Source organism: Streptomyces sp. NBC_00358 (genome assembly GCF_036099295.1).
GTDB lineage: Bacteria > Actinomycetota > Actinomycetes > Streptomycetales > Streptomycetaceae > Streptomyces.
Genome location: NZ_CP107976.1, coordinates 3,912,989 through 3,936,940, shown reverse-complemented (window position 1 = coordinate 3,936,940; position 23,952 = coordinate 3,912,989). Strand labels below are relative to the sequence as shown.

The 23,952-nt window shown below is 71.2% G+C and carries 20 protein-coding genes; 12 read left to right on the top strand and 8 right to left on the bottom strand.

Annotated features, from left to right (window positions below; all coding sequences use genetic code 11):
• Positions 1–174 precede the first annotated feature (174 nt).
• Positions 175–2,037, top strand: coding sequence for a succinic semialdehyde dehydrogenase (locus OHT01_RS16395; protein WP_328553906.1), 1,863 nt, complete (start codon positions 175–177; stop codon positions 2,035–2,037).
• Between the two features lie 152 nt (positions 2,038–2,189).
• Positions 2,190–3,992, top strand: a complete 1,803-nt coding sequence (locus tag OHT01_RS16390) for a GMC oxidoreductase (protein ID WP_443043529.1) — start codon at positions 2,190–2,192, stop codon at positions 3,990–3,992.
• Positions 3,993–4,106: 114 nt separating this feature from the next.
• Here the strand turns inward: OHT01_RS16390 and OHT01_RS16385 are convergent, their stop codons facing one another.
• On the bottom strand, positions 4,107–4,748 hold the full coding sequence (locus OHT01_RS16385; RefSeq protein WP_328553904.1) for an LAETG motif-containing sortase-dependent surface protein: 642 nt from the start codon (positions 4,746–4,748) through the stop codon (positions 4,107–4,109).
• Here OHT01_RS16385 and OHT01_RS16380 point away from each other — a divergent pair.
• Together OHT01_RS16380 and OHT01_RS16375 are read left to right on the top strand one after the other, a co-directional pair.
• Positions 4,741–5,115, top strand: a complete 375-nt coding sequence (locus OHT01_RS16380) for a hypothetical protein (protein ID WP_328553903.1) — start codon at positions 4,741–4,743, stop codon at positions 5,113–5,115. The two genes, OHT01_RS16385 and OHT01_RS16380, sit on opposite strands and share 8 nt — an antisense overlap.
• A 184-nt stretch (positions 5,116–5,299) precedes the next feature.
• Positions 5,300–6,505 carry a hypothetical protein gene (locus OHT01_RS16375; RefSeq protein WP_443043405.1) on the top strand — a complete coding sequence of 402 codons (1,206 nt, stop codon included), beginning with the start codon at positions 5,300–5,302 and terminating at the stop codon, positions 6,503–6,505.
• Positions 6,506–6,879: 374 nt separating this feature from the next.
• Here OHT01_RS16375 and OHT01_RS16370 read toward each other — a convergent pair whose 3' ends face one another.
• Entirely contained in the window at positions 6,880–7,164 is a 285-nt protein-coding gene (locus OHT01_RS16370; RefSeq protein WP_328553901.1) for a chorismate mutase, read from the bottom strand.
• Positions 7,165–7,594: 430 nt separating this feature from the next.
• Between OHT01_RS16370 and guaA the strand changes: the two genes are divergently transcribed.
• Entirely contained in the window at positions 7,595–9,175 is a 1,581-nt protein-coding gene (gene guaA, locus OHT01_RS16365) for a glutamine-hydrolyzing GMP synthase (protein ID WP_328553900.1), read from the top strand.
• Between the two features lie 41 nt (positions 9,176–9,216).
• On the opposite strand, the gene OHT01_RS16360 is transcribed toward guaA, so the two are convergent.
• The gene (locus OHT01_RS16360) at positions 9,217–9,687 is read right to left on the bottom strand and encodes a pyridoxamine 5'-phosphate oxidase family protein (RefSeq protein WP_328553899.1); all 471 of its coding nucleotides are present in this window, start codon (positions 9,685–9,687) and stop codon (positions 9,217–9,219) included.
• A gap of 155 nt (positions 9,688–9,842) precedes the next feature.
• On the opposite strand from OHT01_RS16360, the gene OHT01_RS16355 reads away from it, so the two are divergent.
• Positions 9,843–10,637 carry a class II aldolase/adducin family protein gene (locus OHT01_RS16355; protein WP_328553898.1) on the top strand — a complete coding sequence of 265 codons (795 nt, stop codon included), beginning with the start codon at positions 9,843–9,845 and terminating at the stop codon, positions 10,635–10,637.
• A gap of 73 nt (positions 10,638–10,710) precedes the next feature.
• On the opposite strand, the gene OHT01_RS16350 is transcribed toward OHT01_RS16355, so the two are convergent.
• Positions 10,711–11,592: a DUF4429 domain-containing protein gene (locus tag OHT01_RS16350; RefSeq protein ID WP_328553897.1), complete on the bottom strand. Its 882-nt coding sequence runs from the start codon at positions 11,590–11,592 to the stop codon at positions 10,711–10,713.
• Between the two features lie 614 nt (positions 11,593–12,206).
• Between OHT01_RS16350 and OHT01_RS16345 the strand changes: the two genes are divergently transcribed.
• A complete protein-coding gene (locus OHT01_RS16345; protein WP_328553896.1) occupies positions 12,207–13,445 on the top strand; it encodes a hypothetical protein in 1,239 nt (412 codons plus the stop codon).
• Between the two features lie 436 nt (positions 13,446–13,881).
• Positions 13,882–14,412, top strand: a complete 531-nt coding sequence (locus tag OHT01_RS16340; RefSeq protein WP_328553895.1) for a DoxX family protein — start codon at positions 13,882–13,884, stop codon at positions 14,410–14,412.
• Between the two features lie 7 nt (positions 14,413–14,419).
• On the opposite strand, the gene OHT01_RS16335 is transcribed toward OHT01_RS16340, so the two are convergent.
• Both OHT01_RS16335 and OHT01_RS16330 read right to left on the bottom strand, forming a co-directional pair.
• Complete coding sequence (locus tag OHT01_RS16335) at positions 14,420–14,644, bottom strand: hypothetical protein (protein ID WP_328553894.1); 225 nt, start codon at positions 14,642–14,644, stop codon at positions 14,420–14,422.
• Entirely contained in the window at positions 14,631–16,001 is a 1,371-nt protein-coding gene (locus OHT01_RS16330; protein ID WP_328553893.1) for a PspC domain-containing protein, read from the bottom strand. The genes OHT01_RS16335 and OHT01_RS16330 overlap by 14 nt, the downstream gene beginning before the upstream one ends.
• Positions 16,002–16,179: 178 nt before the next feature.
• Here OHT01_RS16330 and OHT01_RS16325 point away from each other — a divergent pair, with 178 nt between their 5' ends.
• Positions 16,180–17,469, top strand: a complete 1,290-nt coding sequence (locus tag OHT01_RS16325; protein ID WP_328553892.1) for an ATP-binding protein — start codon at positions 16,180–16,182, stop codon at positions 17,467–17,469.
• On the top strand, positions 17,466–18,236 hold the full coding sequence (locus OHT01_RS16320; protein WP_328553891.1) for a response regulator transcription factor: 771 nt from the start codon (positions 17,466–17,468) through the stop codon (positions 18,234–18,236). The genes OHT01_RS16325 and OHT01_RS16320 overlap by 4 nt, the downstream gene beginning before the upstream one ends.
• A gap of 25 nt (positions 18,237–18,261) precedes the next feature.
• Here the strand turns inward: OHT01_RS16320 and OHT01_RS16315 are convergent, their stop codons facing one another.
• A complete protein-coding gene (locus OHT01_RS16315) occupies positions 18,262–19,365 on the bottom strand; it encodes a C40 family peptidase (protein ID WP_328553890.1) in 1,104 nt (367 codons plus the stop codon).
• 444 nt (positions 19,366–19,809) lie between these two features.
• Here OHT01_RS16315 and OHT01_RS16310 point away from each other — a divergent pair, with 444 nt between their 5' ends.
• Positions 19,810–20,163, top strand: coding sequence for a hypothetical protein (locus OHT01_RS16310; protein WP_328553889.1), 354 nt, complete (start codon positions 19,810–19,812; stop codon positions 20,161–20,163).
• Positions 20,164–20,211: 48 nt separating this feature from the next.
• On the opposite strand, the gene OHT01_RS16305 is transcribed toward OHT01_RS16310, so the two are convergent.
• Complete coding sequence (locus OHT01_RS16305; protein WP_328553888.1) at positions 20,212–21,192, bottom strand: tellurite resistance/C4-dicarboxylate transporter family protein; 981 nt, start codon at positions 21,190–21,192, stop codon at positions 20,212–20,214.
• A 257-nt stretch (positions 21,193–21,449) separates the two neighbouring features.
• On the opposite strand from OHT01_RS16305, the gene pcrA reads away from it, so the two are divergent.
• A complete protein-coding gene (gene pcrA, locus OHT01_RS16300) occupies positions 21,450–23,936 on the top strand; it encodes a DNA helicase PcrA (protein WP_328553887.1) in 2,487 nt (828 codons plus the stop codon).
• Positions 23,937–23,952: the final 16 nt, after the last annotated feature.

The window sequence follows — 23,952 nt, the reverse complement described above, 5'->3', positions numbered from 1 at the left end:
TCGTCCCCGGTGACCTGACTGTGACCGGAGAAACGATCCCCCGGTGATCGTCGGATCGACAACGCCCTGATCAGGGTATTCGCTGCCAGTGATCACTGGCGCTTTGTGAGTAGTCCGTGAAAGGCCGTTACCGACGGGTACCCAAAGGGAGCGAGCGGGCATACCCTGCGGCTCATGACGGACTCGCAGGCCGCGGAGCAGGCCACGGAAAACACCGGTACCGACGAGACGGCCGGTACCGACGGGACGGCCGGTGCCGACGCGGCGGTCGACACGACCGCGCCTACCGCCACGGACCTGACGTCCGCCGCCGCCGTGGAGACGTCCGGCGCCGCGGAAGCGGCCGCCGCCCCGGAAACCGCCGGTCCGGCCTCGACCGCCGAGGCCGCGGGCTCCGACAGCGCCGCGGACGGCACCGTGGGTGTGGACGGGGCCGCCACGGCCGGTGCCGTCGGCACCAACCCCCTCGCTCCCGCCCCGGCCGGCGCCCGTACCGCCGCCGATGTGGTCACCCCCGAGCTCGTCGCGCAGCTCACCAAGGGTGTGGCCGGGTCCGGGCGGACCGCGAACCACACGCCGTTCACCGGCGAGAAGCTGGCCGACGTGCCCGAGTCCACCCCGGAGGACGTCGAGAAGGCCTTCGAGCGGGCCCGTGCCGCCCAGGTCGCCTGGGCGGCCACCCCCGTCCGGCAGCGTGCCGCCGTCCTGCTCCGTTTCCACGACCTCGTGCTCGCCCGGCAGGCCGAGGTACTGGACCTCATCCAGCTGGAGACCGGCAAGGCCCGGCTGCACGCCCACGAAGAGGTCCAGGCGGTCGTGGTCGCCGCCCGGCACTACGGACGCAAGGCACCCTCGTACCTGCGTCCCAAGCGGCACGCGGGCGCGGTCCCGACCCTCACCAAGGTCACCGAGCTGCGGCACCCGCGCGGTGTCGTCGGGCAGATCGCGCCCTGGAACTATCCGCTGGAGCTGTCCGTCGGCGACGCGCTGCCCGCCTTCGTCGCGGGCAACGCGGTCGTCATGAAGCCCGACACCGAGACGTGCCTCACCGCCCTGTGGGCGCGTGACCTCCTGATCGAGGCCGGGCTGCCCGCCGAGATCTTCCAGGTCGTCATCGGGGACGGGCCAGTCGTCGGACCGGAGGTCGTCAAGCACGCCGACTACGTCTCCTTCACCGGCTCGACCCGGACCGGCCGCGAGGTCGCCCAGGGCGCCGCCGCCCGCCTCGTCGGGGTCTCACTCGAACTCGGCGGCAAGAACGCCATGGTGGTCCTGGAGGACGCCGATCTCGACAAGGCCGCCGCCGGTGCCGTCCGCGCCTGCTTCTCCTCCGCCGGCCAACTCTGCATCTCCATCGAGCGGTTGTACGTCCACGAGTCGATCGCCGACGCCTTCGCGGAGCGGTTCGCCGCCCGGACGAGGGCCATGCGCCTCGGCACGTCCCTGGCGTACGGGGCCGACATGGGGTCGCTGGTCGGGGAACGGCAGCTGGAGACCGTGACGCGGCACGTCGAGGAAGCGGTGGCCAAGGGGGCCAGGGTCGTCGCCGGCGGTGTCGCCCGGCCCGACATCGGCCCGTACTTCTTCGAGCCCACGATCCTCGACGGTGTGGAGGCCCCGATGGCCGTCTGCGCCGAGGAGACCTTCGGTCCGGTCGTCTCCCTCTACCGGTTCAAGACCGAGGACGAGGTCGTCGAACTCGCCAACTCCACGTCGTACGGCCTCAACTCGTCCGTCTGGACGAAGGACGGGCGGCGCGGTCGCGCGGTCGCGGCGCGGCTGCGGACCGGCACGGTGAACGTCAACGAGGGGTACGCGCCCGCGTACGGCAGCGTCCAGTCGCCCATGGGCGGCATGAAGGACTCCGGCCTCGGCCGCAGGCACGGCTCCGAGGGCATCCTCAAGTACACCGAGGCGCAGACGGTCGCCCATCAGAGGCTGCTGCCGATGGCGCCGTCCCTCGGCATGGACGACGAGAAGTACGCGGCGTTCATGAGCCGGAGCCTGAAGCTCATGAAGGTGTTCCGGCTGCGCTAGCCGTTCACCCACGGCCCTTCGCGGGTCCTCGGCAACGATCCCCCGACCCACGGTCCCCGACCGGTTCTCGATGAGGAGAGCGGCACGTGTCACAGGAGAGCTCTGTCCAGGAACAGCCGGACGAGGGAGCGGCCGACGGAACGGCCGAGGGAGTGGCGGACGGAACGGCCGGGGGAACGGCCGAGGGGACGTACGACTACGACGTCATCGTCGTCGGTTCCGGCTTCGGCGGCTCCGTCACCGCCCTTCGGCTGACGGAGAAGGGATACCGCGTGGGTGTCCTGGAAGCCGGCCGCCGCTTCACCCGCGAGACACTCCCGAAGAACTCCTGGGACCTCAAGAACTACCTCTGGGCCCCGCGGCTCGGCATGTACGGCATCCAGCGCATCCATCTGCTGGGCAACGTGATGGTGCTCGCGGGGGCGGGCGTCGGCGGCGGTTCCCTCAACTACGCCAACACCCTCTACGTACCGCCGAAGCCCTTCTTCGAGGACCCGCAGTGGAAGGACATCACCGACTGGGAAGGGGAGTTGAAGCCGTACTACGACCAGGCCCGGCGCATGCTGGGTGTGCGGCTCAACCCGACCATGACCCCGTCGGACGTGCACCTCAAGGCCGCCGCGGAACGGATGGGGGTGGGCGACACCTTCCACATGGCGCCCGTGGGCGTCTTCTTCGGCGACGGGCAGGACGCGGACGGAGCGGCCGGGGCCGCGCCCGGCGACGAGGTCGCCGACCCGTACTTCGGGGGCGTGGGGCCCTCCCGCAAGGCCTGCACGGAATGCGGCGAGTGCATGACCGGCTGCCGCCACGGCGCCAAGAACACCCTCAACGAGAACTATCTGCACCTTGCCGAGAAGGCGGGCGCCGTCGTCCATCCCATGACGACCGTCGTGTCCGTCACCGACGACTCGCGGGGCGGGTACGCCGTCCAGGCCCTCCCGACGGACGAGCGGCGCAAGGGGGAGGGGCGGACCTTCACGGCGCACCGGGTCGTTCTCGCGGCCGGCACCTACGGCACCCAGACGCTGCTGCACCGCATGAAGGCCGGCGGACAACTGCCGTACCTGTCGAAGCGGCTGGGCGAGCTGACCCGCACCAACTCCGAGGCGCTGGTGGGCGCGCAGACCGACAACCGCCGCTACCGGAAGGCGCACGGCACGCCCAGGGCCGACTTCACCCAGGGCGTGGCCATCACGTCCTCGATCCACCCGGACGAGAACACCCACATCGAACCCGTCCGCTACGGCAAGGGCTCCAACGCGATGGGCGGCATGTCCATCCTCCAAGTCCCCTACGCGGAGGGCTCGTCGCGGGTGGCGGGGTGGCTCGTCAACGCGGCCCGGCACCCGATGCTGGTGCTCCGGTCGCTCTCCAACCGCCGCTGGTCCGAACGCACCATCATCGGTCTTGTCATGCAGTCGCTCGACAACTCCCTGACGACGTACCTGAAGCCGAAGGGGGCGGGCAAGGGGCTCCTGACGGCACGTCAGGGGCACGGTGCGCCCAACCCCAAGCAGATCAAGGCCGCTTCACGGGCCGCCTCCGTCCTCGCGGAGGAGATCAACGGCTTCGCGGGCAGCAATGTCGGTGAGCTGATGGGCACCCCGCTCACCGCGCACTTCCTCGGCGGCTGCCCGATCGGCGCCGGTGCGGAGGAGGGTGTCATCGACCCGTACCACCGGCTCCACGGCCACCCGGGCATCTCGGTCGTCGACGGCGCCGCCGTCTCCGCGAACCTCGGCGTCAACCCGTCGCTCACCATCACGGCCCAGGCCGAGCGGGCCATGTCGTTCTGGCCCAACAAGGGCGAGGCCGATCCGCGTCCGGCGCCGGGAGCCGCGTACGAGCGCCTCAAGGCGGTGGAGCCGCTGCGGCCCGCCGTCCCCGCGGACGCGTTCGGCGCGCTGCGACTGCCGTTCCTGGGGCTGCCGACGGTACCGCCGAAGCGGTAGCCGAATGCCCTCCCCGGGCAGCGAGAAGGACCCGCGCCCCCCTCCGAGCGCGGGTCCTTGCCGTCGTGCTGTTCCGTGTCGTTTCCCGCGCCTCTCGCGAGGCCGGTGCCCGTGTTACGCGGTGGCGTCACCGGACTTGCGGCGGCGGACGACGATCAGCGCACCGGCGCCGGCGACCACCGCGATACCGCCGGCGAGGCCGATCATCGGCAGGGCGGAGCTGGAGCCCGTCTCGGCGAGGCTGCCGTCGACCTGCGGCGTGTTGCCCTTGTCGGCAGGCTTGTCCGAGACCGGTGCCTCGCCGCCTTCCTGCGGCTTGGTGCCGTCGGTGTCCGTGCCGGACGCGACGATCTGGAACTTGTACGCGACCTCGCCGTAGCCGGTGCACTCCGAGTCGGAGTCGCCGTAGATGCTCGCGCCGAGGGAGAAGCCGGCCCCGACCGGGGCGCTGGACTTCACGTTGATGCGCAGCGGGATGTCGACCTCGTAGTCGGGCTTGAGCTCGTCGGTGTAGCCGACGTAACCGACCGCGTAACCCTCGGAGTCGACGTCCTCCCAGACCTTGTCGTCCGGGTTGTACGCCTGGAGCTGGACCTTCTTGCTCTGGAAGAGGTCCTCGCCCGCCTTGTCGGAGGACGCGCCGGCGAAGAAGCCGAGGTCGCTCAGGGTGGAGTCGGAGTTGTTCAGGACGTTCAGGGAGAACTTGTGCCAGCCGCTGCCCGCCGCGATCTTGCCGGGCAGGCCGCTGATGGACACCTGGACCTTGGAGTCCGAGCACTCGGAGGGCTCGGGCTCCGGGGACTCCGACGCGGACGCCGACGCGGAGGCGGACGCCGACGCGGAGGCGCTCGGGGCCGGAGCGGACTGGCTCGCGGACGCCGACTCCGACGCGGAGGCGGACGCGGACGCCGACTCGGAGGGCGCGGGGGCGGACTCGCTCGCGCTGGGTGACGGCGACTCGGACGCCGACTCGGACACGCTCGCGCTCGGGGACGGGCTCTCTTCCGCGAACGCGGCCGGCGCGACCGACAGCAGCGCGAGCGGTGCTATGACAGCCGTCGCGGCCGCAGTGGCCATGGCACGGCGAAGCTTCATGAAGACCTCGATGTCCAGTGCGCCGTGAACTCGCGGCGCGAATATGACGTTCATGGGTGAGGCCTCCGCGTGTGGGGCGCGGGTGTGGCCGTTGGTTCTGCAGGTGTGACCGGCGAAATCTGTGAATGGTTGTCCTGGCACTCATCGAATTCACATGTGGGCTGAGTCACATCCATGTGCGCCTTGCGTATGCACGTTCGAGACGCTTAGAAATGGTCTTCGTGTCCGACAAGCAGCCCGGGGAAGCCGGAGAGCCGACTGTTCCTGACGACGTGTGGGAACGCTTCGCGCGTGACAGTGAACGCGACATCCGTGACTCGGCCCCCAAGGAGCCGTCCGCCCGGGCGCGCATGGTGACGGAACGGCTGCGCCTGCAGGACGCCCGCGAGGCCGAGCGCGCCGGCCGCCGGGCCGCCCGGAAGGACCAGCCCGGGACCGTCCAGCCGGAAGGCTGGCGCACGGGCACCGCCTGGCGCGAGATGGACGGACGCGCGTCCCGGCGGCGCAGGCTGTGGGCGGTCCTCGGCGTCCCGCTCGCCGTCGCCGTGGCGGTCGTCGCGATGAAGCCGTCCCTGCTGCCCGGCGATCCCTTCGGCACCTCGGCCAAGTCCTCCGCGACGAAAGCCCCGTTGCCGCCCGAGACCGCGGCCCCGACCGCCGCGCCCTCCGCCCCGGACTCCCGAACGCCCACACGGGAAAGGCCGTTCGCCGGATCGCCCGCCGAACGCTGGGCCGACGGCGCGGCCGGCATCATCGTCCCGAAGGCCACCCCGGTCGGCTCCCTCACCAAGGAGCAGGTGGCCACCGCGCTGCGGCAGACCAAGAACCTGCTCGTCGGCGCGAATCTCGCCCCGGCGACCCTGCGGGGCGAGCGGCCCGAGGCGGCGATCGCCGTCCTCGACCCCAAGCAGCCCCGGATGATCGACGACGTCGAGCGTCGGCTGCGCGCGCCGGACAAGAAGCACGATCCGCTGACCCTCTTCAGCCGCTTCGACCCCCACGAGGCGCGCCTGGTCGGACACGTGGTCAAGACGCGCGGCCGGATCACCTTCACCACGGGCAAGGACGCGTCCGTCGCCATCCACGCCGACTACACCTTCGTCTACCCGGTGTCCCCGGCCGACGGGAACGCGGACGAGGTGACCCGCACCATCGTGCGCCGCGTGATCGACGTCGCGTTCTCCGACCCGAGGAAGGTCCGGGTCACGCCCGGCAGGCTGACGGTCCGCCGCTACACCGAGGACATCGGCAACTCCGCCTGCGACGTCCACGACGGCTTCCTGCACCCGCGTTTCGAGTCGGCGTCGGGCACACCCACCAGCGCGGCCCCGACCGGCCCGACCACCGACCCGTACGACCGCAGCCGTGACATCGAGAACTCCCCGACGACCGGCTGCGGCACGGTGTCCCGCGTCTGATCCGTGTCGACGCGCGGCACGGATCAGGTTGTCCATGGATGCCGACGGACTGTCCGGCGGGGGACCGGGACCGTCCCCGGAGTTTCCGTCGGACGGCTCCGGGCGTCCCCGGAGCCGACCGTTCTCTTGAGTGACCGGGCCGCTGTCCCCTGCCGTCCGGTCACACCACCTGGAGCGAGGTCCCACGACGCACGGCACGATCCGTACGTCTCATCGCTCCAGTGAAGCCACGCGTGGTTCTTTCGGGCCCGCCCCTGGCTGACACGGACACCAGAAGAAACGAAGTCCGCGGCACCTCGGTCACGCGCCGTACGGGTGAGAGGGAATGCGTACGTGCGTGCGCCGGGTGCGCGATGCCGTACCCCGCCAAGGGCTCAGACCCGGCCGCGGCACAGTTCGAGGAGGGTCATGGCCAGGGAGGTGCCCGGCTTGCCGAGCGCCTCCCGGTAGTGGCCGAGGATCTCCATCTCGCGGGAGAGGTTCACCCGGCGGCCCCCGGACGAGATCCGGGCCTCCTGGATCACGGCCGAGACGGCCATCCGTTCCTGCACGAGACCGATGATCCGGTCGTCGAGGGCGTCGATGCGCTCACGGGCACCGGTGATGACATCGGCCGCCTCGTCGGTGCGGGCGCCGGTCTTGTCGAGTACGTCGGCCATGGTGGGGCTCCTCTGCGGAAGGGGTGCCCCGGAGCGGCAGGGCCCGGAAACGGCAGACGCCCCGGGCCTTGTCGGCCCGGGGCGCCTGGGAAGTCGCTTGTCAGTTGCTCAAGCAGCACGACCATGGCAGCCGGTGGGCCGGTTGCCATAGGTAAACAGGTAGGTCGTGTGCGTGAGCATGACGGCAGTATGCACGCCCGCGGGGGCGTCGGCCAGGACGGTTCGGATGGTGAGACCCGGCGTCCGGAACCCGCGGGCGCCGGTCCCGCGCGGCCCCCGGAACCCGCAGGTGCCGAGCCCACCACGCTCCCGGAACCCCGCAGGTGCCGGGCCCGTCGGCGACCCCGAAGCCCCGTGGGCGCCGGGCCCGCCGCGGCCCCCGGTAGAATCGGCCCTACACACCCTTTTGCTCACCGCCGGAAGGCAGACCGTGCCAGAAGCGTCCCCCGCCGCCCCCGACACCGTCCTGGTCGTCGATTTCGGTGCGCAGTACGCCCAGCTCATCGCCCGTCGCGTCCGTGAGGCCCGGGTCTACAGCGAGATCGTGCCGAGCACCATGCCGGTCCAGGAGATGCTCGCCAAGAACCCGGCCGCGATCATCCTCTCCGGCGGTCCCTCGTCGGTCTACGCGGAGGGCGCCCCGCGCCTGGACCGCGAGCTCTTCGAGGCGGGCGTCCCCGTCTTCGGCATGTGCTACGGCTTCCAGCTGATGGCGACCACCCTCGGCGGAACGGTCGACAACACCGGCGCCCGCGAGTACGGCCGTACGCCGCTGCACGTCTCCAAGTCCGGCTCCACCCTCTTCGAGGGCACCCCGGACGAGCAGCCGGTGTGGATGTCGCACGGCGACGCCTGCTCCGCCGCTCCCGAGGGCTTCACCGTCACGGCCTCCACGGACGTCGTCCCGGTCGCCGCGTTCGAGAACGACGAGAAGAAGCTCTACGGCGTCCAGTACCACCCCGAGGTCATGCACTCCACGCACGGCCAGCAGGTCCTGGAGCACTTCCTGTACCGCGGCGCGGGTATCACCCCGACCTGGACCACCGGCAACGTCATCGACGAGCAGGTCGCCCTGATCCGCGAGCAGGTCGGCACCAAGCGCGCGATCTGTGGTCTGTCCGGCGGAGTCGACTCGGCGGTCGCCGCGGCCCTCGTGCAGAAGGCCATCGGCTCCCAGCTCACCTGCGTGTACGTCGACCACGGTCTGATGCGCCAGGGCGAGACCGAGCAGGTCGAGAAGGACTTCGTCGCCGCGACCGGCGTGCAGCTCAAGGTCGTGGACGCGGAGGAGCGCTTCCTCACCGCGCTCAAGGGTGTCTCGGACCCCGAGGAGAAGCGGAAGATCATCGGGCGCGAGTTCATCCGCGTCTTCGAGCAGGCCCAGGCGGAGATCATCGCCGAGGCCGCCGAGGGCGAGGACGTCGCGTTCCTGGTCCAGGGCACGCTCTACCCGGACGTGGTCGAGTCCGGCGGCGGTACCGGCACCGCGAACATCAAGTCCCACCACAACGTGGGCGGCCTCCCCGAGGACCTGGAGTTCCAGCTCGTCGAGCCGCTGCGCCAGCTCTTCAAGGACGAGGTCCGGATGGTCGGACAGGAACTCGGCCTGCCCGACGAGATCGTCCAGCGCCAGCCGTTCCCCGGCCCCGGCCTCGGCATCCGGATCGTCGGCGAGGTCACCAAGGAGCGTCTCGACCTGCTCCGCCAGGCCGACGCCATCGCCCGCGAGGAGCTCACCGCCGCCGGTCTCGACCGGGACATCTGGCAGTGCCCGGTCGTCCTGCTCGCGGACGTGCGCAGCGTGGGCGTCCAGGGTGACGGCCGGACGTACGGCCACCCGATCGTGCTCCGTCCGGTGTCCAGCGAGGACGCCATGACGGCCGACTGGTCGCGGCTGCCCTACGAGATCCTCGCCAAGATCTCGACGCGCATCACCAACGAGGTCGCGGACGTCAACCGCGTGGTGCTCGACGTGACGAGCAAGCCCCCGGGCACCATCGAGTGGGAGTAGTCCTCCCGGGGTCACTCTCCCTGGGGGAGTGACCCTCCCCCTCAGGTCCGCTTGAGCGTGCGCACCGGCGCGCCGGGCCTCCAGACCTGGACGACCAGATAGGTCTCGTCCTCCACGTAGGTCCGCGTGACCTCCGTCAGCTCGGTGCGGAAGAGGTGGAACGGCTCCGGCGGTTCCACCTCTTTCACGTACGCGGCCTTCGCCGGGAGGCCGTCGCCCACCTCGACGGCCCGCCCGCTGATCCGCACGTCGCCGCCGCCCATATCCGTTCCGGCCCCCGGATTCGCCTGGAGCGCGAAGCGCGGGTCGCGGCGCAGGTCGAGCACCTTGAGAGAGTCCGGCATCATGCCGAGCCACAGCTCGCCGTCCAGGAAGCGCACCTCGATGCCGGAGGTGCGGGGCGAGCCGTCCTTGCGCAGGGTCGCGAGGACATGGTGGGTGAAGGCGCCGAAGCGCTGTTCGACGGTGCCGGCGAGGACCGGCTCGGCCGTGCAGAGAGCTGCCCAGTTCATGGCCCGAGTCTGGCGCGTATACCCGACATCTTCTGTCCGGTATTGCGGGTGTCCCTCTTTGTTCCTCTTTTTTCTCTCACGGAACACCCCTGTTCTCCTGCGCTGACCCCGGGTAACTTCCGCTCCGTACCGAACACGCCAGTGCTGGAGGACCTATGCAAGGGCCCATTCCGCCCCTGCCCCGCCCCACCGACCAGTTGCGCTTCGCCATGCCGCCGATGCACGAGTCGACGGACGACGAACGGCAGCACCGCAAGGAGCGGCTGGCCGGCGCGCTGCGGCTGTTCGGACGGCTCGGCTTCGAGGACGGCGTCTCCGGACACATCACGGCACGCGACCCGGAGTACAGCGACTGCTTCTGGGTCAATCCGTTCGGCATGCCGTTCCAGCACGTCACCGTGAGCGACCTGGTCATGGCCAACCAGGACGGCCAGGTGATCCAGGGCCGCTACCACGTGAACCAGGCGGCGTTCACCGTGCACTCCCAGGTCCACGCCGCCCGTCCCGACGTCGTCGCCGTCGCCCACTGCCACTCCGTGCACGGCCGGGCCCTCGCCGCCCTCGGCGATCTGCTCGACCCGATCACCCAGGAGAGCTGCGCCTTCTACGAGGACCACGCCCTGTACGACGCGTACACCGGGGTCGCCGTCGACGCGGACGAGGGCCGCAGGATCGCGTCCGCGCTGGGCAGCCGCAAGGCGCTGGTGCTGCGCAACCACGGACTGCTGACGGTCGGGGACTCGGTGGACGCGGCGGCCTGGTGGTTCCTGTCCATGGAGCGGTCGAGCCAGGTCCAGCTCACCGCGCAGGCCGCGGGCCGGCCCCTCCTCATCGACCACAAACAGGCGGTCGCCACCCGCGAACAGCTCGGCGGCGACCTGGTGGCGTGGATCAACTACCAGCCGCTGTGGCAGGACATCAGCCGCAGCGAACCCGATCTCCTCAGCTAGGACCCGCCGAGGTTCCGGACCGGCGCCAGGCGGGACGTGTCCGCCACCGCGTCGGGACTTCCGGGAAAACGCCCTAGAAGCCCCGGAGGACGGCCGCCTTCGTCAGGGTGAACTCCTCCTCCGTCAGGACACCGTCGTGGTACAGCTCGCCCAACTCCCGCAGGCGGCGCAGCAGTACGTCGTGATGGTCGGACCGCGGCGACACCACCGGGGCCGACGGGGGGCGGTCCGCGAACGCCCCGGGGTGTGCGGAGGGATGCGGCAGCCGGGCCGTGACCGCGGTGGCGACCAGCGCGGTGAGCAGGTCGCGGCGGGTGCTGCCCCACAGATCGAGGGCGTACGGGTCCTTTCCGGGCGGCAGTTTGGAGAAGGCCGCCTCGCGGGTCATGAAACGCAGGAAGCCTTCCTCGTAGCCGGAGTTGGGCAGCCACTCGACCTGTACGAGGTCGCCCAGGGCGATGATCCGCGGGCCCGTCGCCCGCTTGACCCGGTCCGAGGTGTCCGCCCAGTCGATGCGTACCTGCGTCCCGTCGAAGGAGACCGTGCCGTCGCTGGAACGGACGGACACCGGGACGGGCGGTCCCGCGAGCAGATACGCCGTCGCCGGTTCCTTGGGGATCTGGTCCAGGAGCAGCGCGCGGCGGATCTCCTCGGCGACGTACTCGGCCACTCCGGAGCGGTCGGTGTCGACCGCGAGTCTGTAGGGGTCCGCCGTGTCGGGCAGCCGGCCCCCGGTCGCCTGGAGCAGCGGGTCGGCTCCCTCGCGCAGACGCAGCCGCAGACGGCCGCGCTTGCGTTCCGGTTCGTAGACGACGCCCGACACCGCCTCCAGGGGAACGGAGATCTCCCCGTACGTCTGCCGGAACAGCGGCACGGTGCGGTGGAGTCCCGGCGTGATCCTGACCGTGCTGCCGTCGAAGGCCCAGGTCCCGTCGCGCTGGATGATCTCGGCCATGGGGAAATTCTCGCAGCCGGGTCAACCAGGGGTCCCTCGCTTCACCCGCGCCGAACCGACCTGACGCGTGCGCGCCGTGTTCGGTACGGCACAATTCGCTGTCATCACAGGACAGTTGTCAGGCAGGTGTGCGGCAGTCAGGCGTACGGACGCTCCGGTGTGCGATGGTCGGGCACATCACCTCCGGTCGCACGGCGGCCGGTCCCGTCCGGGCGTACCGGATCAGGCCGTACGACGGCCGGGGGGTGTACGGGATCCCGCCCGCGCGCGGCCTGACGGGCGCTTCGTATCGTGGGCGGACGGTCGGTCCGGCGGTCGGTCGCTCCGGCGGTCGATCGGTGCTGATTTCGGGCGATTTGACGGTCGGGCGTGTGGCGTTCCGGCGGTGTGGCGGTCGGGCGTGTGTGGCGCTTCGGCTGTACGGAGTTTTCTGGCGCGGGAAGGCGGCAGTGGGCGTGGCGGTGCAGGAGGCGAGACACGGTGCGGGGCACGGTGCCGGGTCGGGTGCCGGTTCGGGCACCGGACCGGGCGGCGGATCCGGCGGCGGGCGGAGCGGTGGTCCCGGTGGCGGAACGGGCGGGGGCCTGAGCGGAGACCTGGGCGGAGGGTCGGTTGTGCACGAGGGCGGCTGCACGTGCGGGGACTGCCCGCACGGGGCACGGGCGGGGCACCGGCGTGCCGTCGCCGCGTTCCTCGCCAAGCGCGACGCGTTCGCGTCCGGGCAGGGGCTGCCCGCCGCCGTCGCGCACTCGGCCTCCGCTTCCCGGCAGTGGGTGTCCGAAGAACTCACCCAGTCCGCGAACCTCGTGGCCGAACGCGGCCGCCTCGAAGGCGAGGCATGGCTCGGCAGGCAGTGGCGGTACACCGCGTACACCGTCTGGGCCGCCGTCGTCGCCCTCCTCCTCGGCCAGGCGCTCACCGCGATCGGGGCCGGCTGGACGGCTGCACGGACGGCCGGACTGCTCGCCTCCGTCCTCCTGGCCGGACTCCTGACGGGGGCGGCCCGGCTGCACCGGGCGCGGGGCGGGGCCCTCGCGCCGGTCATCGGCGAGGACAACCGGCTCTCCACCTCCCGCGCGGTCGCCGCCGGCTGGGTGCTGCTCGTGGTGTTCGCGGTGCTCGTGCTGGTGGGGCAGTTGGCGGTGGCCTCCGAGCACGGCCGCCGGGACCAGCTCATCGCCGGGCTCGAACTCGCCCGGGGCGCCGGTGTCGTGACCGTCGTCGCCGTGGTGTGCGGGGTCGCGGTGCTGGTGCGGCGCGTGGTCGGGCTGCGGGTGCTGGGGCAGCGGCTGCAGAAGGTGCGCGCGGACCGGCCGCGCGCGGCGGACCTGCTGACCGACGACTCCGGGCGGGGGAGCTTCGCCGACATCCAGTACGTCGTGATCAGCGGGGTCGCCCTGGTCTTCGCGGCGGTGCGGCTGGCGCGGCGGCCGTGGCAGTTGCCGGACCTTCCGTGGGGGCTGGCCCTGTTGGTGCTGGTGTCGGCCGCGACCTATCTCGCCGGGAAGTACGCCGAGGGCGGGCGGCCGGTGATCCTCTCCGTGGTCCGGTCCCGCGAGGCGGGCGATCTGGACGCGCCCATCCGTACCGGGGACGACATCGAGATCCGGGGGGCCGGGTTCGTGCCGCCCGGGGCGCAGAACGCGGACCGGCTGTCGCGGATGGTCGTGCGGATCGGGGCGGTGCATGTGCACGTGCCGCTGGTGCCGGTGTCCGGGGGGTTCAGCAATCCGACGGACGCGGTGCTGACGGTGCCGGTTCCGGTGGATGTGGAGCCGGGGCGGGTGGAGGTGCAGGTGGTCACCGCGGCGGGGGTCGAGACGAATCGCTACGAGATCGATGTGACGGACTGAGGGCTCGCTGCGTCGAGGGTCGCGGTGCCGGGTCCGGTCCGGTGGGGGGTCGGGTTCGGTCCGGTGGTGGGGCGGGGCCGCGCCGGTACATCCGCCCGCATCCGAACGGATCCCCCCGGCGTTCCGGTGTGCGGGCGGGTGCTGATCCGTCCGGCCTGCGGGCATTTGATGTACCGGCACGGCCCCTCGCGCCGGGTCCCGGCTGCGGGTGCGTGGTGGTTTGGGTGCGGCCCTCACCTGCGTGACGGTTCAGCCTGAAAATTCAGCCCCGGTCGGCGAAGAGGTGTTGTGGGGTGCCCGGGGGTGGTGGGGTGGCGCGACGCATTCTGTGAGGTGGAGCCCGAAAAAAGGTTCCTGGGACTGAGTCGGGGAACGGATTCGTACGTATGGTCTGTTGAGTGGTCAACGGCACGCGGGCGAGAGGCGGCGGAGAGCGATGACTCACGGTATGCGGACGGACACTCACACCCAGTATCTGGATGAGAGGCGGGACTGGCGGGAGACCGCGACCCGCTACGCCCTGTTGCCACTGCGTCTCTTCCTCGGCGTCACCTTCATCTACGCCGGCCTCGACAAACTGACCAACAGCGCCTTCATGAAGGCCTCCGGGCCGGGCTCGATCGGCGACCTGATGCACAACGTGCGTAATTCCTCCGCCATACCGGCCCTTGTCGACCTGTCCCTGAAGAACCCCGTCGGCTTCGGGTACGCCATCGCGTTCGGTGAACTGGCCGTCGGAATCGGCACCCTGATAGGTCTGCTGGCCCGCATCGCCGCACTCGGCGGCGCACTCATCTCGCTCAGCCTGTGGCTGACGGTGAGCTGGGGCTCCGACCCGTACTACTACGGCAACGACCTCGCCTACATGATGGCCTGGACCCCCCTCGTCCTGGCGGGCGCCTCGCTCTTCTCCGTGGACTCGGCTCTACGAGCCCGGCGCAGGCAACGCGCCGGGGCCTACCGCTAGGGCGGTCCTAGGAGTTCACGCCGCGCGGACCCCGGTTCGCGCGGCGTCTGCGTATCCCGTGGGTCACCGAGGCCACGGCGCCCGCGAGGCAGAGGCCGACGACCACGACCGGGATGATCGCGAACCACTCGGTGTCCCACCAGCCGCCCGCGTCTCCCGCGTAGGCGACGCCCCCGGCGGTGAGGAAGAGGCCCACCACCAGCTTTCCGGGCTGGAACTCATGACGCGGCACGGGCCACCTCCGCCTGGCCCACGCCGACCTGGAGATCGAGGTCGAAGGTGCCGCTGTTCTTGCCGTCCGTCGCCGGAGGCAGGGTCTTCTGCTGGTGCTTCCCGGGTTCCACGTCCACGTCCTTCTTGTCGTCACCCGGCAACCGGATGTCGCCGACGCCCACCTCGATGGTGAGCCGCACGGTCGCGTCCTTGGGGACGATCACCTTCAGCCGGCCCGCTCCCACCTGAACGGCGGTCTTCACCGTCTGCCCCTTGGCGAGGTCGACACCGGTCAGGTCGAGGGTGCCGACGCCCGTGCCGAGCTCGTAGCGCGGCCGCAGGTCGGCGGCGGTCGCCGGGGTCCAGTTCGTCCGTACCCAGTGTGTGTCGATGTCCTTCGGCAGGGCCGCGGAGGCCGCGAGGAGACCTGCGGTGAGCACGGCCAGGAAGAGTGTTCCCGCGCCCGTCCGGCCGCGGAAGGCGCTGAGGGCGATGCCCAGGCCGAACACGATGAGGGCGGCTGCCAGTCCGGTCTGAAGGCTGGTGCCGAGCGCCTGGTCGTGCCAGGTCAGTCCGGTGCCGAGGCCGCCCGCGAGAAGGGCGAGCAGGAAGATCCGGCCGCCCGTCGGGCGGGGGCCGCGCGGCTTCGGCTCCCGCTCCGGGCGCGGGTCGGGGCGGGAGGTGCCGCGGGCGATGTTGAGCGCGGCGGCGACATCACGGTCCCGGGTCTCCGGCGGGCCCCACATGTATCCGGTCCCGCCGACGTGCGAACCGTCCTTGACGATCGGATCGCGCCACCAGGAGGGATAGGAGGCGGGGACGGGCGGTGCCTGCGCCTCCGGCGGGGCATCGGCCACGGCCTGGGCGGCGAGGGGATCCGGGTCGGTGGCGCCGCGGTTCTGCGACCAGTAGCCCGCGCCCGCCAGCAGCAGGGACAGGACGACGGCGAACGTCAGCACGCTGCCGTTCTTCAGCATGGACAGGAACACTCCGCAGCCGACCAGCGCGAAGAGCACGGCGGTCAGGGCCTGGCCGTCGACACGACCGGTGAGCAGCTTGCGGACCTCGTTCTCCTCCTCCTCGTCGTACGGGACGAAGAGCCAGGCGAAGCCGTAGAAGATGAGGCCGATGCCGCCGGTCGCGGCGAGCACCGCGAGCACGATCCGGAAGATCACCGGGTCCATGTCGCACTGCCGGCCGAGCCCGGCGCACACCCCGCCCAGCATCTTCTGCCGACGGTCGCGCCGGAACCTGCGCGGCACCTCGGAGTCGGTCCCGGGGCCCGCGGGCCGTGCCGCCTCCCCGTGAGCGCGCGGCTCATCACCCGGAGCGGTGCCGGGGTCCGGCTCCGCCGCCGCGTGCTGCTGATCTGTCATGCGTCCATGGTGACGGGCGGGACGGCGTGGCGGCAGTCGGGATGACCCTGGCCGAACCCTGATATCCGCCCGGAGGGGAGGGCGGGGACTGTTCGAGCGGGCCGGATTCCGAAGATCAGGGGAGTATCGGGGGCCGACCCTGATGCTCCGGTCCGCCGGGCGTGTGAACATCGATGGCATGCCGGAAGCCGCAGCCATGCCCGTCGACGAACCGCGGCCCCCGCGCAAGCTCTACCGCAGCAGCGACGGCCGCTGGCTCGGGGGCGTGGCGCGAGGGCTCGCGGGGCATCTCGGGCTGCCCGTGGTCTGGGTGCGGCTGATGTTCGTCGGACTGTTCATGGCGGACGGGCTCGGCGCTCTGCTGTACGCCGCGTTCTGGTTCTTCGTGCCGCTCGGCGTCGGCGGCGTCGGCTCCGGCCGTACACCGGCGTTCACCACCGAGACCTCGCCCGACGGCCGCCGCAGGCTCGTGGCCCGCAAGCCGGACAGGGGCCAGATCGTCGCCCTGCTCCTCATGGTCGTCGTGGCCATGGTGTTCGTCGGCAACGTGAATCTCGGCGGCGGCACGAAGGCGTATCTGTGGCCGACCGTCCTGGTCGGGGCGGGCGTCGCCCTGGTCTGGCGCCAGGCGGACAACGCGCGGCGGGCCCGCTGGGCGGAGGTCGGCCGCCGTCGCCGTACGCTCACGCTGCTGCGCTCGGCGGCGGGCGTCCTGCTCGTCACCGCCGGCGTCTCCGGGATATTCGTCCTGCAGGGCTCCGCGGCCCACCTCGGCTCGGTGCTCCAGGCGGCGCTCGCGGTCCTCGTCGGCATCGCGCTGCTCGCCGGCCCCTATCTGATCCGGATGACCCAGGACCTCTCCGAGGAGCGCCTGATGCGCATCCGCGCGCAGGAGCGGGCCGAAGTCGCCGCCCACGTCCACGACTCGGTGCTGCACACCCTGACCCTGATCCAGCGCAACGCGGAGAACGCGAACGAGGTGCGACGGCTGGCCCGCGCCCAGGAGCGCGATCTGCGGGCCTGGCTCTACAAGCCGGAGGGCAGCGGCAAGGACGAGGACGAGGAGCCCGACACCCTCGCCGAGGCGGTCCGCCGCCACGCCGCCGAGGTCGAGGACAAGCACGGCGTTCCCATCGAGGTCGTCGTCGTGGGCGACTGCCCGCTCGACGACCCCCTGACCGCGCAGATGCAGGCGGCGCGGGAAGCAATGGTGAACGCGGCCAAGTACGGTGGCGAGGGCGGCGCCGTACAGGTCTACGCCGAAGTCGAGGGCAGGAAGGTCTTCGTGTCCGTCCGCGACCGAGGCCCCGGCTTCGACCTCGACGCGATACCCGCCGACCGCATGGGCGTCAGAGAATCGATCATCGGCCGCATGGAGCGCAACGGTGGCACGGCGCGACTGCGCGCGGTGCCGGACGGCGGCACGGAGGTCGAGCTGGAGATGGAGAGGGTGGAGAAGACGTCATGAGCGACACGAACGAGCCTGTGGAGTCCGGCGGTTCGGCCGGCGGGACCCCCGTTGCCGCCGCGTCCGGTGCGGCCGCCGGGACGGGGCCGGCCGGAACCGAGGGCGGGCGCCGGGTGCGTGTGGTGCTCGTCGACGACCACCGCATGTTCCGTACGGGGGTGCAGGCCGAGATCGGGGAGACCGAGCGGACCGGCGTCGAGGTGGTCGGCGAGGCCGCGGACGTCGACCAGGCGGTCACCGTCATCACCGCCACCCGCCCCGAGGTCGTCCTCCTCGACGTCCACCTTCCCGGCGGCGGCGGTGTCGAAGTACTGCGCCGCTGCGCCCCGTTGATGGCCGACGCGGAGCAGCCGGTCCGTTTCCTCGCGCTGTCCGTGTCGGACGCCGCCGAGGACGTGATCGGCGTGATCCGCGGCGGCGCCCGGGGGTACGTCACCAAGACGATCACCGGCACGGACCTCGTGGACTCCGTCTTCCGCGTCCAGGACGGCGACGCGGTCTTCTCGCCGCGCCTCGCCGGGTTCGTGCTCGACGCCTTCGCCTCCACCGACGCCCCGCCCGTCGACGAGGACATGGACCGTCTCACCCAGCGCGAACGCGAGGTCCTGCGCCTCATCGCCCGGGGCTACGCGTACAAGGAGATCGCCAAGCAGCTCTTCATCTCCGTCAAGACGGTCGAGTCGCACGTATCGGCGGTCCTGCGCAAGCTCCAGCTCTCGAACCGCCACGAGCTGACCCGCTGGGCGACGGCGCGACGGCTGGTCTGAGGCGGCCGGATGCGGGGCCAGGTGATCACACCACCCGCGCCGCTCCCGCGAAGGGCATCTCGCTGATCGGGGCCAGCCGTACGGGTGCCGACGGATTCGGGGCGTGGATCATCTGGCCGTTGCCGACGTAGATGCCCACGTGGGTGATGCCCGAGTAGAAGAACACCAGGTCGCCGGGGCGCAGTTCGGAGACGGTGACCCGCTGGCCGACGTTGATCTGGGAGTAGGTCGTCCGGGGCAGCGAGATGCCCGCGGAACGGTACGCGGCCTGGGCGAGTCCGGAGCAGTCGAAGGCGTCGGGTCCGGTGGCGCCCCAGACGTAGGGGCTGCCGAGCTTCGAATAGGCGTAGGCGACGGCCGCCGCCGCCCGGGAGTTCGGGGCCGCGACGGTGCCGCCGCCGTCGTCGACGGCGGTACCGGAGGTGCCGGACGGTGCCACCGGCACCGGTCCGCGGGCCGAGGACCGTGAGACGTGCTGCTGCCCGCCCGCGCCGCCCCGCTCCGCGAACTGGGTCCGCTGCTCGGGGGTGAGCCGCGCCAGCAGTCGGCGGGCCGCGTCGAGCTTCTCGTTGATCGTCCTCTTCTGCTGCTTCAGTTCGGTCTGCCGGGACTTGAGCGAGGTCAGCTCGACGTGCGCCGCGCCGCGCAACTGCTCGATCTCCCAGAGCTGTTTGCGTACCCCGGCGACGGCCGCCGACTGCCGGGTGCCGACCCGTTCGGCGAACGCGGCCCCCTCCAGGTACTGGTCGGGGTGGTCGGAGAGCGCGAGCTGCACCACCGGGTCGAGTCCACCGCTGCGGTACTGCGCCGCCGCCATCGAACCCAGCGCTTCCCGCGCCGAGTTGAGCCGGTCCTCGCGGCGCGCGGCCTCGTCGCGGAGTGTCCCCAGGTGCGCCTCCGTCCGGTCGGCCTTCTCCTTGGCGCCGTCGTACTTCTGGGTGGCGCTCTCGGCCTCCTCGTACAGCTTGTCGACCTTGGCCTTCACCTGCGCCGGGGACAGCTGGGGGGCGGCCTGCCCGACCCCGTCGAAGCCGGTCGCCGTCGCCGCGCCCGCGAGGGCGATGGTGACTGCTGTGCGGGCCGTGTTTCCGCCGATCGAGCGCTGCTTGGTCTTGCGGTGCGCTGCCACGAGGGCCCACATCCTTCCGTGCGACCGCCCTTGCGGGTGCGGTCAAGCGGTGACACGTCCGGCGGCGGCTCGCACAGGGGGAGCGGGCCGCCGCCGGACCTTCTCGGCGGTGGTGTCCGACTGCCGCCCCTGGCCCGGGCGGCGGTGGGGAGCCGGTCACCTGGGGGAGGACGTTAAACCTGGAGGTGCGACGTTGGTAACGCTATGTGCGGAACTGTCGCCATTGGATCGGCAGATGACTCAATGTGGCCAAGAATCTGGTCCGTAGCCGTCGGCTTCACACAGGGTGATGACCGATGCGCCGAATCCCGGACTACCCGAGTGGCGCCGGTGCTATGGATGACACGCGATGGCCGGGTGGCGAGAGGGTGGTGAGAGGGGGCGGAGCGAAGGGGGTGGCCCGGTGGGAAGGGGCGTCAGGGCGTGCGATTAGGCTCCGGCCCCATGGGCGTACTCATCCACCTCTTCGTCGGCCTGCACATCATCGGCATCGCCGCACTCCTCGGCGGCTTCTTCACCCAGATGAAGGCGATGGGCCAGGGCACGGCCCGCTTCGTCCCCGCGATGCTGCACGGTGCGCTGACCATGCTGGTCACCGGTGTCGCCCTGGTCGGCCTCAACCAGGCCGACGGCAACACGGTCAACACCTTCAAGATCGGTGTGAAGCTGGCCCTGCTGATCGTGATTCTCGGGCTCGTCTATGTGAAGCGGGACGACGAGAAGGTGGACAAGGGCCTCTTCGGTCTCGTCGGGCTCCTCACCGTCGCGAACATCTTCATCGCCGTCCTGTGGACCTGACCGGCGCCCTCGCTCCGCGCGCCCGCGCGGCAGGCCTGACCGGCGCCCTCACCTCCGTGTCGCGGACCTGACGGCGAGGACGGCGCCCGTGGCCGCCACGAGCCAGGCCGCCACCGCGATCCACAGCAGCACGTGGCCCGTCCCCTTGAGCCAGAAGACGCCGAGGGCGCTCGCGACCGAGAGTGCCGCCACCGCGGTCATCCCCATCGGGAAGACGGTCGCCCAGCGCCGTGTGTCGTACCGCAGGCGCGGCCACACCACCTCCGTGACGAGCAGCACGCAGTAGCAGACGAGATCCAGCACCAGCAGCGCGGCGGTCGCGGCGCGCAGGACGCCCTGGTCGTCGTTGTTCCACAGGTACGGGTTCACGTGGTGCGCGGCGACGAGTCTCGACCCGGCCAGCGCCGAGATGCCGAGCGCCCCGCCCGCCACCCACTGGTCCCCGGCGCCCCGCTTCAGCTCCCAGAGGTCGAAGTGGGCGAACGACACCCCGTAGAACACGATCCCCAGCCAGAACAGCACCATCGCCGCGTGCGCGAGCCAGTCTGAGCCCACGGCGGTGGCGATGGTGGAGCCGAGGACCGAGAGCCCCTGCGTGGCCACGCAGACGAGGAACACACCTCCCTCCATACGCCGCCGCCGGTGCCGTACGACGGCCAGGAGCAGGATCGGCCACAGCACGGCCGACAGGGCGAGCAGGGCCTCGGCCGCCCCTTGCCACCCCAGTTCGGAGAACCGGGTGCCGAGCACGCTGCTCGCCGCGACCGCGGTGAGCCCGGCCGGGGTGCCGGCCTGCCGAAGCCACTGCTCCCGGTCGCCGACCAGCCGGACGGCGAAGTCCGCGGCGAGCCCGATCCAGGCGACCGACGCGAGTACCAGCGCGATCCGGGAGAGGGTCTCGTCACCGGTCAGGTGCAGCCCGATCGAGATGATGCCGGTGGCCATGACGGCGCTCCCGACGGCGGGCGGACGCCCCTCCCGCCAGGCGCGGAACGAGAAAGTGTCCGGCATGTCCGGTGTATCGCGCATGCGCCCGATGCTAGGGATCTCCGGACCGGTTCCCCGCGGGGCACGCGCGGGTGCGGGCCGAAAACGCGCGCCACGCGCGCGAGGGGCACGAAGACGCGCGGGACGCGAGCGTGGGGACTTTCCCGCTCCCCACGCGAGCGTGGGGAGCGAGAGGGCTCGCTCGTCGCCCCCGCCGTTCGGGATCCGCGTCACAAACTCCGGTGGAGTTCCCGGGGTGGCGGCGGGCTGTCAGTGGGGCGGCCTAGACTCGGAGAGCGATGAGCAGCCTCTTTGACGACAGCTTCCTGGCGGACCTCAAGCCCTCCGGGGCCCACGAGGACGAACACCCGCCGCCGCCCGAGGACGATCACGTACCGGAGCCGGTTCCGGACGATCTGTTCGGCGGGAAGTTCGACGTGCCGCCGAGCCGGGACGCGTACTACCGCGACGGCGCGCCCCGGCCCGCCGTCGACCCGGCGGCCCTGCTGGACGGGCTGAACGAGAACCAGCGCGCGGCCGTGGTGCACTCCGGCTCCCCGCTGCTCATCGTGGCCGGCGCCGGATCCGGCAAGACCCGGGTGCTCACCCACCGGATCGCGCATCTGCTCGGCGAGCGCAACGCCCACCCCGGTCAGATCCTCGCGATCACCTTCACGAACAAGGCCGCGGGCGAGATGAAGGAGCGCGTCGAGGCGCTCGTGGGCCCGCGCGCCAACGCGATGTGGGTGATGACCTTCCACAGCGCCTGTGTCCGCATCCTGCGCCGCGAGAGCAAGACGCTCGGCTTCACCTCGTCGTTCTCGATCTACGACGCCGCCGACTCCAAGCGGCTGATGGCGCTCGTCTGCCGTGATCTCGACCTCGACCCCAAGCGTTTCCCGCCGAAGTCGTTCAGCGCCAAGATCTCGAACCTGAAGAACGAGCTGATCGACGAGGAGGACTTCGCCGCTCAGGCCACCGACGGCTTCGAGAAGACCCTCGCCCAGGCGTACGCGATGTACCAGTCGCGGCTGCGCGAGGCCAACGCGCTCGACTTCGACGACCTGATCATGACCACGGTCAATCTGCTGCGCGCCTTCCCGGACGTCGCCGAGCACTACCGCCGCCGCTTCCGGCACGTCCTGGTCGACGAGTACCAGGACACCAACCACGCGCAGTACGCGCTGGTGCGGGAGCTCGTGGGGACCTCCGAGCACCCCGTGGACGTACCGCCCAGCGAGTTCGACCTGCCTCCCGCCGAACTGTGCGTCGTGGGTGACGCGGACCAGTCGATCTACGCCTTCCGGGGCGCGACGATCCGCAACATCCTCCAGTTCGAGGAGGACTACCCGAACGCGACGACGATCCTCCTGGAGCAGAACTACCGCTCCACCCAGACGATCCTGTCCGCCGCGAACGCGGTCATCGAGCGCAACGAGTCCCGCCGCCCCAAGAACCTGTGGACCAACGCGGGCGCGGGCTCGAACATCACGGGTTACGTCGCGGACACCGAGCACGACGAGGCCCAGTTCGTCGCCGAGGAGATAGACCGTCTCACCGACGCGGGCGAGGCCAAGGCCGGAGACGTCGCGGTCTTCTACCGCACGAACGCGCAGTCCCGTGTCTTCGAAGAGATCTTCATCCGCGTAGGCCTGCCCTACAAGGTCGTCGGCGGCGTCCGCTTCTACGAGCGCAAGGAGGTCCGGGACGTCCTGGCGTACCTCAGGGTGCTGTCCAACCCCGAGGACTCGGTCCCGATGCGCCGCATCCTGAACGTGCCCAAGCGCGGTATCGGCGACCGCGCCGAGGCGATGATCGACGCCCTCTCGCAGCGCGAGAAGATCAGCTTCCCGGCGGCGCTGCGCCGCGTCGACGAGGCCTACGGCATGGCCGCGCGCTCCACCAACGCGGTCAAGCGGTTCAACACGCTGATGGAGGACCTCCGTACGATCGTCGAGTCCGGCGCGGGACCCGCCACCATCCTGGAGGCCGTCCTCGAACGCACCGGTTATCTCGCCGAGTTGCAGGCCTCGACCGACCCGCAGGACGAGACCCGGATCGAGAACCTCCAGGAACTCGCCGCCGTGGCCCTGGAGTTCGAGCAGGAGACGGGTGAGGGCGAGACCCCGGCCGGACTCGCCGCGTTCCTGGAGCGGGTCGCGCTCGTCGCGGACTCCGACCAGATCCCGGACGAGGAGGACGGCAACGGCGTCATCACCCTGATGACCCTGCACACCGCCAAGGGCCTCGAATTCCCCGTGGTCTTCCTGACCGGCATGGAGGACGGCGTCTTCCCGCACATGCGCGCGCTGGGACAGGTCAAGGAGCTGGAGGAGGAGCGGCGCCTGGCGTACGTGGGCATCACGCGCGCGCGGGAGCGGCTCTACCTCACCCGGTCGTCGATGCGCAGCGCGTGGGGACAGCCCTCGTACAACCCGCCCTCCCGCTTCCTGGAGGAGATCCCGGCGACCCATCTGGACTGGAAGCGCACGGGGGCGACCGCGCCCATGCCGGCCGGTCCCGTCTCCGGTGTCGCCGCCTCCCTCTCGTCCTCGCGTTCGCGGTCCGCGGCCTCGGGTGCCTCCGGGTTCGCCACCCGCCGTGGTGTCTCCGAGAAGCCGGTGGTCTCGCTGGCCGTCGGGGACCGGGTCACGCACGACCAGTTCGGCCTCGGCACCGTCGTCGGAGTCAAGGGGACGGGCGCGAACGCGGAGGCGACGGTCGACTTCGGGGAGCCCAAGCCGAAGCGGCTGCTGCTGCGGTACGCGCCGGTGGAGAAGCTGTAACCCGCGAGATCGTTCG